The organism is Proteus sp. G2609, assembly GCF_963896135.1.
Classification (GTDB): domain Bacteria; phylum Pseudomonadota; class Gammaproteobacteria; order Enterobacterales; family Enterobacteriaceae; genus Proteus; species Proteus mirabilis.
Window position 1 is genome coordinate 41,726 of sequence record NZ_CAWQNB010000013.1, and the last position, 13,005, is coordinate 54,730.

Here is a 13,005-nt window from a genome sequence, read left to right on the forward strand (position 1 = left end):
TTTTAATCTATTCTATTTTTGTGAATATAAATAAAGTTTAATATAAGCATTATGACTGGAATAAAGGGTCATTGATCCTTTATTTCATTTGAAAATATTAATGGATAATATCAATGCGTTTAAAATCAATTAATGCTTTTGTGTTATCCTTGTTAGTAAGTCCATTTTATGTTTGCGCAGATTTAAATATGGACTTCTTACATGGAGGAGTTCAACTGCAAGCTGCTGGTGTATTTGATGAAAATACCAATTATCCTGCTGGGCATTATATTGTTGAGGTTATTTTCAATCGAAAATTAATTAGTAAAAAAGAATTAATTATCTCACCAGAAGATAATGAAAATTTATGTTTAAAAAAAGATTGGATTAATGAGTTATCGCTTCCAATAAAATTAAATTTATTTGAATTATATTATCATCCTGAGCGCGATTGTTATGATATTAGCCGTTATCCTGGGGCTCAGGTTATTTTTGATAATTCGAAGCAAACTTTAACATTTAGTATTCCTCAAATTGCATTAGATGAATCTCTGCGCCGGCAGGAATGGGATTATGGGATAACAGGTATTAAATTAAACTATTCGGGCTATATTTCTAAAACCAGTTCTTCACAAGCACAAATTTATGGTGATTTTGATTTATATGCTAATTTAGGTCGTTGGGTCGCTTATGTTCGTAGTAGTTACCAAAGGAACTCGGGTACAGAAACATCGGAGGCAACAGTTTCCACAGCAATTAAATCAATACAAGGAAGTTTTACCGTAGGTAAAACAATAACCTCTTTATCAATATTACCTAACTTTGCTTTTTATGGAATGTCACTCCGCTCGGAAAGGGATATGCGCCCATGGGAAAAACGAGGTTATGCACCGGTTATTTCTGGTGTTGCAAACTCTAATGCTAAAATTACTATATCTCAAAATGGATATGTATTAAGTTCACAAGTTGTTCCCGCAGGGGCTTATCAATTAAAAAATATAGCACCAGTAAGTAATGGAAATATAACAGTGACAGTAGAAGAAAGTGATGGGACAAAAACAGTTCGCTATTATCCTGTTGCCACACTTTCTTCCTTATTACGCACAGATGAAATAAATTACAACATTGCTATCGGAGAAAAAGAAACAGTAGGTAAAAGAGAAAATAGTTTATTTTTTCTAGGTGCATTTGACTACGGATTAACTAATGTTACGGTTCATGCTGCGGGAATTTTGCATAATAATTATAAAAGTGCAGCATTAGGAATGAGTAAAGATTTTGGACGATTTGGTGCAATGTCATTTACTGCTAATACTGCTGTAAGTGTATTTCAAAAACAGACACCAACAGCACCCGAAGTTAGGCAGTCTGGTATCAGCTATTCGTTACAATATGCAAATTCATTGACTGATAATACTAATTTACAGCTACTCGCATATCGCTATACTGGTAAAGATTATGTTGATTTTAATGAATTTAATTCAAATGCTTTATATCATCGCAGTAATCGTAAAGAGCGTTATGAAACGATATTGTCCCAAAGTTTTGATGGTAGCTTTGTTAGCTTATCTGCTTGGATGCAAACATATAGAAATAGTATTAGTAATGAAGTTGGCACAAATATTACTTACAATACAACAATTAAATCTGTCGATTTCTCATTATCAGCGGATTATCAAAAATTAAACGATTATGAGCATGATAATTATATTATTTCTGTTGGAATAAATATTCCCTTTAGCTTATATGATAAAAATCATTTTTGGGCAAATTCTGTTAGCTACGATAGGAAAAATAAAGCTAGTTTTAATTCTGGTGTTTCTGGAAGTATTAATGAAAAAATAAACTATAGTATCAATACAAGTAAAGATCGTGATAATTGGTCTAATTCTGCTTATTTTGGTATTGATCATAGTATTATTAATACGGGATATGCGATTTCTCAAAATGGCCATCAAACTACCAGTTCTATTAATGCTTCAGGAAGTTTATTAGCCACCCCAGATACAGGATTATTATTCAGTAATGTCAGAAGAGATACTGTCGCAATTGCAAAAATTAAAAATATAGAGGGTATAACATTCAATGACTCACCGCCAACTGACAAAGAAGGAAACACTATTGTTGGGGTATCACCATACATTGAAAATAATTTAAAAATAAATACAGAAGAAATTCCGAATAATGTTGAATTACTTGATTCTGTTCAAAACTTTACTCCAGTAGATAAAGCTATTATTTATCGCGAGTTTAAATATTCAACAATTCAAAGGTATATATTAAGAATAAAAAATAAAAATGGTGATTTTATTTCTGCTGGAAGTGCTGTTAGAAATAAAAATGATGAATATATAGGATTTGTTTCAAATTCTGGGGTTCTTTTATTAAATTTATTAGATAAGCCTAATAAGCTATTCGTTATATCACCTAATGGTGAAAAATGTACTTTAAATTTGGAGAAAGTAGAATCTAATGATCATAAAATTATGGAAATTGAATGTAATGAATAGAATAGTATTTGTTTTTGCTTTAATCATATCGTCATTAACCTGTTTTAAAGCATATTCAGCGTTTACGCTTAATGGTACTCGCTTTATTTATGATGAAGGTCGCAAGAATATCGCGATAGAAGTTAAGAATAATAGTGATAAAACCTATGGTGGCCAAGTTTGGATTGATAATCTTAATGGGAATGAAGTGTTCTTTATTCCTGCACCTAATTTATTCAAAATAACTGGAGGAGAAAAACAATTAATCCGCTTGCTATATGTAAATGATATTTTACCTAAAGATAGGGAATCATTGTTTTGGCTCAATATTCAGGAAATCCCGCCAATTTCTTCTGCCGATGACAGTAATGTGCTTGCTGTTGCATTAAACACACAAGTTAAACTGATTTATCGCCCTAAGATTTTAGCTGAAAAACGCGAGGATGCAGAAAAAAGTCTGACATATAGTGGTTCAGTTTTAAAGAATCCTACACCTTACTATTTTGCATTAACTCAAGTGTCAGTCAATAATAATCCTTTGGTCTTGTCAAAAGACATTGAGCAATCTATTAGTTTATTTCCACCTTTCAGTGAGGTAAATGTGCAGCGCCCATTGTTAGGTAAAGTAACCGTTGAAGCTATTGATGATTATGGTGCTAGACGTGTTATTGAGCTTAATTAAGGAAGTAAAAATGAAAAATAAATCATTTTATTTCACGCTATTATTATTTTTTATTGCTATGGATACTTCTGCTGCTCGATGTCGGAATGTGTCAATCAAATATAATTTTCCAGCCCAAATAGATATTACAAATAAAAAAGTGGGAGATAAGCTTTATTCTTTTGGTGCGCCAGACGCCCCTATAAACGTTGCTGGTCAATGTCTACGTGCTAATAGTGGGGCGGGAAATACAAATGGAAATTATATTTATATTGTTGATCAATATGGCTCATCACCAACATTATGCCCGACTACTGGTACAGTTGATAAAAATTCACCAGATGGATACTTGCGTTTTCGTTCAACGGGAAGTTGTGCTAATTCTTCTTGGCTGCTAGTTCTAGATTATAAAATATCTGGGGTTGGCTGGACCAATTTAACAGGTCCCGGTGGTGGTACTGATTCAGGCGTTGTTTATTTACAAAAAAAGCCACCTGTAGGAAAAACGGTTATTAATCCTGTCTATATGTTGAAACGTAATTATTATTCTCGAATTGGTCAAATGGGCAATACGTTACAAAAGGAAAGCGTTGCTCTTAGTGCACCAACATCGATGACGTTGATAAATAATGCTTCTTGTGCAGTGTCTGTTAATGACGTCGCATTTGGTGAACAAACCGCTAGTGACGTAAAAATGAATACTATTGCAGGAAAAAATATAAATATTTCTTTTACGTGTAATGCTGTATTACCTGCATACACACTCAGTTTTTCTGGTAAAGATGGTGTGAATAATGCCACAACAGGGATCATTAAGGTTAAAGATAATAGTTCAGTGGGGTATCAACTTTCTTGGGCAGATAGCACGGTTAAACCCATTAATAGTGCTGTAGTTATTAATAATGTGGCAATAGCTCCGAATACAAAGCCAAAAACCAATAATTTTACTATTCCGATAAGGGTAAAACCTGTTGCGTTATCCACACAGCCAATCCCTGGGCCGGCTAATACTGCATTAACGATTAATATAAAGTTAAATTAAATGGAGTTAACGATGGTAAAAAAATCTTGTTTTATGTTTAGCGTTATTTTATTTCCTATTTATGTTGGAGCAACAAGTTTCACCTCTAATGTTACTGGTGGAACAGTCACTTCAAATTTAAGTATGACAGTGAAAGCCTCTTGCAGTACAACGGTTGGTGATGTGACATTTGGTGACCAAAGCGCGGGTGATATTAAAAAAGGAGCTGTCGCAGAGAAGGTAATATCATTGGCTATTGTATGCGATACAAAAATGACTAATTACACATTAGCATTTACGGCGGCTGATGGTGTTAAAGATGTAGCAAATGGCATTATTAATACTAAATTAAATTCAACGGTGGGTTATCAACTTAAGTGGGGAGATTCGACCGTTAAACCTGTGGATACAGCAATTACTATTAATGGCAGTACAATTACCCCAACAAACAAGCCAACGCAAGAAAGTTTTACTATTCCAATTAAAGTTAAACCTGTTGCTCTTGGGGAGACTGTTTCTCCTGGTGCAGCAAATACGGCGTTAAACATTAAACTAACTTTCAATTAGTTGAGGGACTATGTGCAAATCTATATTGCTTACCAGCCTGTTAATCTTTATCACAAGAAGTTGTTATGGCTCTGAGTTAAATGCAACCTCAATCATTGGCGGTGCTGTTCAATCGCAATTTAGTATGAATGTAAAAATAGCTACATGCTTACCCGCTACTGTTGACAATGTTACTTTTGGAGCAGTTGATACAGCGACTATTTTATCGGGTGAAGTTGAAGGGCACTCAACACTCTTTTTGGATTGTACGGGCACAATTAAGCCACAAAGAGTTACAATACTTTTTGAACCTGCTAATCCTCATTTAACCATGGGTAGTGTGGGTTATATTGGTTCAAAAAATACCACACTTGGCTATTTTGTGTCGTGGGAAGATGAACAAATAGGTGCTATTGGTGAAGGGGTACCAATGGGGAAGGCACTTTTTTTTAAAAAAACGGATGCTTCATTGATGAAAGTTAAACTTAAAATAAAACCAGTTGTACTTCCATTAGGAGGAAAGTCCGTTCATTTGGGTAATGGAAATACCCATATAACTATCAAAATAAAATATATCTGATATGAGTTTTTGTATGAATAAAAAAATATATATGTATTTTATTATTACTTGTTTAAGTAATTTTCCTCAACCAAGTTTATCAGATGAAATCTTACCTGATGCTCAATTAACAATTTCTTTGGATGTAGTTAGAATCACTTGTGATATTAATAATGGAAAAGGATTTAATAAAATAGTAGATTTTGATGTTATTAACGAAAGTAATTTATTAGCTGGTAATCAACCAGCCGTAAAAACACAATTTATTGTTGATTGCCAAAAAAGTGGTTTTAAACCTGAGCATATTGATATCAAAGTTAAGCCTGGTAGCCAAGGTGCATTAAATAATGGTATTGGTGGTGAACTTAAAACCAATTTATCTGGTGTAGGAATTTATTTATCATGGGCAGACTCAAGCCCAATAAATCTATCTGGAGTGAATAAAAGTTTTAGTGCAGATCTTAATAATCAATTTGATATTAGTTTTTTTGCAAAACCATATGCTCAATCTCAAATTGTTGAAAAAGGTTCACTAAAAAGTAGCATAATTATTAATGCATTATATAAGTAATTTATTTTAATCTTATTCAAAAAGGGAACGCCATATTATGTTTCCTTTATATATTACAGAGCAATTGCTGTAATATTATCATTGGGGCTAAGATCTATAATTTTGTCCCCATGAATAGAAAACTGTCTTTAGTGCTAGGGGAGTGTTCAGCATCAATTTCTGATTGCGGACGCTCAAGTAGATTATCTGCGCGATCGTAAAACAGCATGGTATCAAGGTTTTCACTACTGGCGACTTTTTTTTAACGTTGCTCTGAGTCATACAGGTATTATACCCAACCTCGATAGGTGTCTTCCATGGCACCAAGATTATCTTGGGGATCATAAAACCACTTACGCCATAAGGTAATGCCATTTAACGGGTGCTGTTTATCACGAGAGCTGAAAGTGCTAATGGTTCGCCCCAGTTTATCGTATTGCCGATATTGGGTGAGAGCTCCTTGAGTTCGACTGATTTCACGGTGTAGGTCGTCACGGTCAAATTCAGTAATTAACTGTGAGCGACCGTCAATAAGGTGGTTGATGGCAGTGGTATGTCCGGAGCCGTAATAGAGCCAGTTGAGGCTGTCACCTTGAGGTAACGTCAGACGGCTTAGGTTATTGAGTTCATCATAATTAAATTCGACGATATCGTCGCCTGTTTGTTCACGAATAATGCGGCCAAGTGCATCGTAGGTAAAGTGGACTTGATTCGCTTGCAAACCCATTTCAAGACCACGTTGATTAGGTTGTTTGCTGGCGACCAATAGGCGGTTCATACTATCCCATTGATATTGATAGCGATCAGTTAAAGTCTCTCGTTTGGCAAGGTTCCCCGCCGCATCATAGTCGAGTAATATTGTGCGTGGTGCGGATGTGAAGACTCTGTCGCCTAAGTGAGCTTCTTCAACCAGTCGCCCCAAACTGTCATACGCTAAACGCGACTCTGTGTTATCCGGCCAAAATACAGTGATAAGGCGCTCGCGTTCATTCTGATATTGCCAACGCGTTTGGTTACCATTACCATCCGTTATGCTGAGTAGTCGGCCCAATGCGTCCCATTCACTAATATGTGTATGACCCAACGCATTGCGACAACCGCAAGGTAATCCAAACTCATCCCAAATTAGCGCCGTTTTAATGCCTGTACGGTCGGTATAATGAATAATTTGGTGATCATGATTAAGTTGCCAAAATGAGGTTGAACCATCGTGCCAATATGCCGTTCGTGTGAGGTTGATATCATCATATTCAAGACGATAGCTTTCGCCTTCGCTCGTTTTGTTTTCAATCACTCGCCAAAGATTATCTTCTGAAAGTGCCCAGCGGTATTCACTGCGCAAGCCATATTTATCGCTATGCCACGCCATAACACCGGCATCAGTCCATCCAAATTGGCGATAAGGGTGATTTGTCTGTTGCTCAACACGTATTAATTGGGCACTTTCGTTGTAAAAAATTGCAATGAAACTATTTAATGGGAAATTATAATGATTAAAATGTAATAAATTGTTTTTATTGAAATATACGCATTTTATTATTTTTTTGATTATCAATATATAATCTATTTTATTTTTAAGTAAAAACTCATTAAATGAGTGGGATGCAAATTTAATGCATAAATTAGATATTAAATTATATTAAAGTTATTTTTTATAAAATAAAACAGCATAAACTTTCGATAAGTCTCGTAGAGTTTATGCTGCTTTTGTTAGTATTTAAACGTGAAGAAAACCGAATAATACTAAATAATAATAAAGCTATTTATTACACATTAAACAAGAAGTTCATCACATCGCCATCTTGCACGATATAATCTTTACCTTCCGCACGCATTTTACCTGCTTCTTTCGCACCTTGTTCACCACCATAAGTGATAAAGTCATTATATGAGATGGTTTGGGCGCGGATAAAACCTTTTTCAAAGTCAGTATGGATCTTACCTGCAGCTTGTGGGGCAGTTGCACCTACAGGGATTGTCCAAGCACGGACTTCTTTTACACCAGCAGTAAAGTAAGTTTGTAAATCGAGTAACGCATAACCTGCACGGATAACACGGTTTAAGCCCGGCTCTTCGATGCCTAAATCTTGCATAAACTCTTCGCGCTCTTCATCGTCTAGCTCTGCAATATCTGCTTCGATAGCAGCACAAACAGGAACAACAACAGAGCCTTCGGCTTCAGCGATTTTACGTACCGTATCAAGATAAGGATTATTTTCGAAACCATCTTCATTGACGTTGGCAATATACATGGTTGGTTTCAGGGTTAAAAAGCTTAAATAACGGATAATCGCTTTTTCTTCATCACTTAAATCTAATGCACGCAACATACCGGCTTTTTCTAAGTGCGGTAAACATTTCTCTAAAACTTCCATCTCTGCTTTAGCAACTTTATCACCACCTTTGGCTTTTTTCTGATTACGATGCATTGCTCGTTCACAGGTATCTAAATCAGAAAGCGCTAATTCGGTATTAATTGTTTCAATATCTTCAGCAGGATCGACTTTACCCGCCACATGCACAATATTGTCATTTTCAAAACAACGCACGACATGGCCGATAGCTTCAGTTTCGCGGATATTGGTAAGGAATTGGTTACCTAAGCCTTCACCTTTAGATGCGCCTTTAACCAAACCTGCAATATCAACAAACTCCATTGTTGTAGGTAACACTCGTTGTGGTTTTACAATTTCTGCTAACTTATCTAAGCGAGGATCAGGCATGGGTACAACACCTGTATTTGGCTCAATAGTACAGAATGGGAAGTTGGCTGCCTCAATACCTGCCTTAGTTAAGGCATTAAACAGTGTAGATTTCCCTACGTTAGGCAGACCGACGATACCACATTTAAATCCCATAAACGTTCACCTTGTCACATAAAAAACAACAGGAAAGGGGGAGCTCCTGTTGTGTGCTGTTAAAAAAATTGGCGCTATTATAGAACAAATCCCTGTTTGATTAAATCATCAGGGATTAATTGCGCAAAAGAAAAGGGCATGGCATTGCCCAGTTAACTTATTTGATACACTAATAGCTTTATTGATAGGGGTTAAGCTTTAAAGCTATGTAAACGATTAATAGCTTTTTCGTAACCATCACGCATCAGAATATCTGTACAAGCAAGGGCTTCATCAATTGCATCATCAATAAGTTTTTGCTCACTTGTTGGTGGTTTACCTAACACAAAACCGACCACTTTGTTTTTATCACCGGGATGACCAATCCCAATACGTAATCGATAAAAATTGGGGTTATTGCTAAATTTACTCTGAATATCTTTTAGTCCGTTATGGCCACCATTACCGCCACCCAATTTCATTTTTACCACACCCGGTGGTAAATCCAGTTCATCATGTGCAACCAATATTTCATCGGGTTGAATACGATAAAAATTTGCCATCGCTAATACCGCTTTACCACTTAAATTCATAAAAGTGGTAGGGACTAATAAACGAACATCATTACCATTTAAATTAATACGAGCAGTATAGCCGAAGAATTTGCTCTCTTCTTTTAGAGATTGTTGATGACGTTGAGCCAATAAATCAACATACCAAGCACCCGCATTATGGCGAGTCTGGGCATAATCAGCACCGGGGTTGGCTAACCCGACGATAAGTTTAATTTTACTCACAATTGCCTTTCACTGTTATCGTCTTAAAAGAAAGCATCTAGTTTACCTTTCTCTGTCAAGAAGCACAAAATAGATTGTCATGATTATTTTGTTGAAATCTTTCTAGGAGAGAATACTTATTATTTGATAGGGCAAAAAGAGCGAAACAGGCGTATTAGCACCGATAAATGATTTATAAAAGCAATAAAACACATTTTTTGCAAAGAATTGTCAATAATTTTCAGAGCATGTGATCACTGCGACAATACCTTTTTAGTCTTTATGGCTATAATAACTACAATGAATAAAAGGTTATTCGATGTATTTTGGTGTTGAATCGTCTGACGACGCGCTTGGAGGTGCAACATGAAATATAAACATGCTTTTGCCGTTGGCAATTTATTGATGGCTATCGGTATGGTGCTTATGCTCGGTAGTCTCGGTTATAATCTTCTTAGCCATATTTTTCCATTAGGACTACCTGATATTTTATCTGATGCTTCGCTAATGGGGATCTTTATTGGTGCACTTGTTTGGTTAGCAGGGGCTCGTATTGGTGGTAGAGAAACCGTTGCAGAAAGATATTGGTGGTTGCGTAATCATGACGAACGTTATCGTCGCCATGATAATCATCGTTATCCATAACAGTGTGGGCATCAATAAAATATAGATAAAATCATAATTCATAATAAAGTAAGAATAGATAATAAGTAACTCATTGTCGTTAATATGCAGATAATACATATCTAAAGACCCGCTGATAAAGTGATCGCGGGTTTTTTATTGTCTAAATATTTTATCTTAAAAAGATAACAAAAAACCCGCTATAACATAGGCTATAGCGGGTTTAATTATCTCAAAGTACGATATTAAATCGACAAATTAATGTTCGAACATCGCAGAAATTGACTCTTCATTACTGATACGACGAATGGCTTCAGCCAACATACCAGACAAGGTCAATGAGCGGACTTTATTTAATGCTTTGATTTCTGCTGACAATGGAATTGTATCGCAGACAACCACTTCATCAATAACAGAGCTTCTGATGTTCTCAACAGCATTACCAGAGAAAATAGGGTGAGTCGCGTAAGCAAATACACGTTTAGCACCACGTTCTTTCAGCGCTTCTGCTGCTTTACATAATGTACCACCTGTATCGATCATATCGTCAACAAGGATACAGTCGCGATTAGCAACGTCACCGATAATATGCATAACTTGAGAAACGTTAGCACGAGGGCGACGTTTATCAATAATTGCCATATCAGTATCATTCAGAAGTTTAGCGATAGCACGAGCGCGAACAACACCGCCAATATCTGGAGAAACAACAATAGGGTTGTCCAATTCTTTTTGAAGCATATCTTCTAAAAGGATCGGGCTGCCGAAGACATTGTCAACCGGTACATCAAAGAACCCTTGGATTTGTTCTGCATGTAAGTCGCAGGTTAAAACACGGTCTACGCCTACACTAGATAAGAAATCCGCAACAACTTTAGCCGTGATAGGAACACGGGCTGAACGAACACGGCGATCCTGACGGGCATAGCCGAAGTAAGGAATAACAGCAGTGATACGACCAGCGGAAGCTCGACGTAATGCATCAACCATGACCACTAATTCCATTAAGTTATCATTAGTTGGTGCGCAGGTTGATTGAATGATAAAAACATCACCACCACGTACGTTTTCGTTGATTTGCACACTGACTTCACCGTCGCTAAAACGACCTACAGCAGCGTCTCCTAAGCTAGTATAGAGTCGATTGGCAACACGTTGAGCCAGTTCCGGGGTTGCGTTACCAGCAAAAAGCTTCATATCGGGCACGAGAAAAACCTCAGGCTTGCGTCCAGAGAGAGATATTGTTGACCTGTAAAGAACGTGTTTATCAACATAGGGTTTGTAAACATCATAGTTACGGGTGCAATAACACAGGTATCCTTGAGCGGAATAAATGCACAGGGGAAATGTTAACGCCTTGCGCCACAAATCCGTGCACCCACTCAGGGGCGTTAATTAACACTTCACTAGCGGCCTCTTGCGATTCAAACTCACCGAATACACAAGCACCTGTCCCAGTTAAGCGTGACGGTGCATATTCTAACAGCCACGAAAGCAGATATTCAACCTCACGAAAACGTTTTCTTGCGATCATTTCACAGTCATTTGCAAACGGAGCCTGTAATAATGCGCCCAGAGAGCGAATAGGCGAATTACGTTTTAATTCTGGATCTGTGAAGATTGTCGGGGTTGGGATAGAAATTCCGGGGTGAGCAACTAAATACCAACACTCTTTGGGTGATGCCGGGGTTAATATTTCACCAACACCCTCAGCAAAAGCGGCATGCCCTTTAACAAATACCGGCACATCTGCGCCTAACGTCACGCCGAGTGTGGCTAATGTTTCATCGCTTAGGCCTGCTTGCCAATGGTAATTAAGGGCTATCAGTGTTGTCGCAGCATTGGAAGAGCCTCCCCCTAAACCTCCTCCCATGGGCAGTTTTTTATCAATACTAATATCTGCCCCTTGATAGCGTAGGGGAATATGGTGCTGATGGCAGTATTGACGTAATAATTTGGCTGCTTTAATAATCAGATTATCTTCATCTGCAACCCCTTCAACGGGGGTTAAGATGGTTAACTGAGTATCATTACGGGGCGTAAAAGTCAGCGTATCGCCATAATCTAAAAATTGAAATAAGGTTTGTAGATTATGGTAACCATCGGGGCGTTTCCCGGTAATGTAGAGAAAAAGATTTAATTTGGCAGGAGAGGGCCAACTTAGTGTCATTGCTGTATATCCCAGTTATCCATTTTTAATTTTATCGTGCGTTCACCTTGTTTTAATTCAAGGCGCTGTGGCAAGTTCGGTGTTATTGCGGTGTCATAGGATTGGTAGGTTACCACCCAATCACCTTCTGGGGTTGGCCATGTAACCGATTTTAAAAGATGATTTGCATCGAGTTCAAAATCCGTGGCATCACCCGGCAAACCAATTAACCAAGCGCGTAAATTTTTTAAAGGGATCACCATACCGGTGAGCTGATAAATCATTTCAGTTGGATTGTCACTATAATACTTTTTACCACCATTATCAGTCACTTCAATCACACCAGGCATCACATTTAAGTCTAGCTCTGTCGTCCCCAATGGATTGGTTAAAAGTAAGCGATAGCGATCGGTATCTTTATCTTGCCAATAGAAACGTGCGTAAGTTTTATAGGTGCCTTCAATGTAAGCGAAGGCGCCACGTGTTTCATATTGTGAAATCTTATTTAATGCTTGTTGACGCGATTGCCATTGAACATCGTTATCTGACGCTGAACCTTGTGTTTGTATATTATTTAAATTACATGCACTTAGTAGCAGCGCAGCTAGCGGAAGGAGACGCAAAAGTGATTTGGTTGGAAAAATGCGTGAGCGCATAGCTGAGATATTCCTTACATTCGTTCTTTGTTGCAAAAAAGCGTATCATAAACGCGAAGATATAACGATATTTCGTTAAATAGTCGATTGAATTTGCCTATCATACAAGTAAGCACTTTTATTGAAAGAGTTCATCAAGTAGAATGGCGGCAATGAAG

At 37.1% G+C, this 13,005-nt stretch carries 13 protein-coding genes; 7 read left to right on the forward strand and 6 right to left on the reverse strand.

Features of this window, described 5'->3' with window-relative positions; translation table 11 throughout:
* The first annotated feature begins 113 nt into the window (after positions 1 to 113).
* Genes pefC through AACV01_RS04575 form a run of 6 tightly spaced genes read left to right on the forward strand, consistent with a single transcriptional unit; the run spans position 114 to position 5,826 of the window.
* Entirely contained in the window at positions 114 to 2,489 is a 2,376-nt protein-coding gene (gene pefC, locus AACV01_RS04550) for a PefC/AfrB family outer membrane usher protein (RefSeq protein ID WP_161682498.1), read from the forward strand.
* Positions 2,482 to 3,150 (forward strand): fimbrial chaperone, encoded by a 669-nt coding sequence (locus tag AACV01_RS04555; RefSeq protein WP_004247958.1) that lies wholly within the window; start codon positions 2,482 to 2,484, stop codon positions 3,148 to 3,150. The genes pefC and AACV01_RS04555 overlap by 8 nt, the downstream gene beginning before the upstream one ends.
* Positions 3,151 to 3,160: 10 nt before the next feature.
* Positions 3,161 to 4,171: a fimbrial protein gene (locus tag AACV01_RS04560; protein WP_004251413.1), complete on the forward strand. Its 1,011-nt coding sequence runs from the start codon at positions 3,161 to 3,163 to the stop codon at positions 4,169 to 4,171.
* 12 nt (positions 4,172 to 4,183) lie between these two features.
* Positions 4,184 to 4,717, forward strand: coding sequence for a spore coat protein U domain-containing protein (locus AACV01_RS04565; protein ID WP_004251411.1), 534 nt, complete (start codon positions 4,184 to 4,186; stop codon positions 4,715 to 4,717).
* A 10-nt stretch (positions 4,718 to 4,727) separates the two neighbouring features.
* Positions 4,728 to 5,276 (forward strand): hypothetical protein, encoded by a 549-nt coding sequence (locus AACV01_RS04570; RefSeq protein WP_004242653.1) that lies wholly within the window; start codon positions 4,728 to 4,730, stop codon positions 5,274 to 5,276.
* A gap of 13 nt (positions 5,277 to 5,289) precedes the next feature.
* A complete protein-coding gene (locus tag AACV01_RS04575) occupies positions 5,290 to 5,826 on the forward strand; it encodes a fimbrial protein (RefSeq protein ID WP_004242654.1) in 537 nt (178 codons plus the stop codon).
* A gap of 268 nt (positions 5,827 to 6,094) precedes the next feature.
* Here the strand turns inward: AACV01_RS04575 and AACV01_RS04580 are convergent, their stop codons facing one another.
* From AACV01_RS04580 to pth, 3 genes are all read right to left on the reverse strand, one after another.
* Positions 6,095 to 7,174, reverse strand: a complete 1,080-nt coding sequence (locus AACV01_RS04580; RefSeq protein WP_237584992.1) for a hypothetical protein — start codon at positions 7,172 to 7,174, stop codon at positions 6,095 to 6,097.
* 397 nt (positions 7,175 to 7,571) lie between these two features.
* Positions 7,572 to 8,663, reverse strand: coding sequence for a redox-regulated ATPase YchF (gene ychF, locus AACV01_RS04585; protein WP_004242658.1), 1,092 nt, complete (start codon positions 8,661 to 8,663; stop codon positions 7,572 to 7,574).
* A gap of 191 nt (positions 8,664 to 8,854) precedes the next feature.
* Complete coding sequence (gene pth / locus AACV01_RS04590) at positions 8,855 to 9,439, reverse strand: aminoacyl-tRNA hydrolase (RefSeq protein WP_004242660.1); 585 nt, start codon at positions 9,437 to 9,439, stop codon at positions 8,855 to 8,857.
* Between the two features lie 345 nt (positions 9,440 to 9,784).
* Between pth and ychH the strand changes: the two genes are divergently transcribed.
* A complete protein-coding gene (gene ychH, locus AACV01_RS04595) occupies positions 9,785 to 10,063 on the forward strand; it encodes a stress-induced protein YchH (protein WP_004242663.1) in 279 nt (92 codons plus the stop codon).
* A gap of 237 nt (positions 10,064 to 10,300) precedes the next feature.
* Here the strand turns inward: ychH and prs are convergent, their stop codons facing one another.
* The 3 genes from prs to lolB form a co-directional block, all read right to left on the reverse strand.
* Complete coding sequence (gene prs / locus AACV01_RS04600) at positions 10,301 to 11,248, reverse strand: ribose-phosphate diphosphokinase (RefSeq protein ID WP_004242665.1); 948 nt, start codon at positions 11,246 to 11,248, stop codon at positions 10,301 to 10,303.
* An 88-nt stretch (positions 11,249 to 11,336) separates the two neighbouring features.
* The gene (gene ispE / locus AACV01_RS04605) at positions 11,337 to 12,212 is read right to left on the reverse strand and encodes a 4-(cytidine 5'-diphospho)-2-C-methyl-D-erythritol kinase (protein WP_004247961.1); all 876 of its coding nucleotides are present in this window, start codon (positions 12,210 to 12,212) and stop codon (positions 11,337 to 11,339) included.
* Positions 12,209 to 12,847: a lipoprotein insertase outer membrane protein LolB gene (lolB, locus tag AACV01_RS04610; protein WP_004242669.1), complete on the reverse strand. Its 639-nt coding sequence runs from the start codon at positions 12,845 to 12,847 to the stop codon at positions 12,209 to 12,211. Before lolB ends, ispE begins: the two co-directional genes overlap by 4 nt.
* Positions 12,848 to 13,005 lie beyond the last annotated feature (158 nt).

Bases quoted from the DNA above. Each gene is read 5' to 3' on its own strand.
- pefC (WP_161682498.1), top strand. From the start codon at position 114: ATGCGTTTAAAATCAATTAATGCTTTTGTGTTATCCTTGTTAGTAAGT.
- AACV01_RS04555 (WP_004247958.1), top strand. From the start codon at position 2,482: ATGAATAGAATAGTATTTGTTTTTGCTTTAATCATATCGTCATTAACC.
- AACV01_RS04560 (WP_004251413.1), top strand. From the start codon at position 3,161: ATGAAAAATAAATCATTTTATTTCACGCTATTATTATTTTTTATTGCT.
- AACV01_RS04565 (WP_004251411.1), top strand. From the start codon at position 4,184: ATGGTAAAAAAATCTTGTTTTATGTTTAGCGTTATTTTATTTCCTATT.
- AACV01_RS04570 (WP_004242653.1), top strand. From the start codon at position 4,728: ATGTGCAAATCTATATTGCTTACCAGCCTGTTAATCTTTATCACAAGA.
- AACV01_RS04575 (WP_004242654.1), top strand. From the start codon at position 5,290: ATGAATAAAAAAATATATATGTATTTTATTATTACTTGTTTAAGTAAT.
- AACV01_RS04580 (WP_237584992.1), bottom strand. From the start codon at position 7,174: ATGGCGTGGCATAGCGATAAATATGGCTTGCGCAGTGAATACCGCTGG.
- ychF (WP_004242658.1), bottom strand. From the start codon at position 8,663: ATGGGATTTAAATGTGGTATCGTCGGTCTGCCTAACGTAGGGAAATCT.
- ychH (WP_004242663.1), top strand. From the start codon at position 9,785: ATGAAATATAAACATGCTTTTGCCGTTGGCAATTTATTGATGGCTATC.
- ispE (WP_004247961.1), bottom strand. From the start codon at position 12,212: ATGACACTAAGTTGGCCCTCTCCTGCCAAATTAAATCTTTTTCTCTAC.
- lolB (WP_004242669.1), bottom strand. From the start codon at position 12,847: ATGCGCTCACGCATTTTTCCAACCAAATCACTTTTGCGTCTCCTTCCG.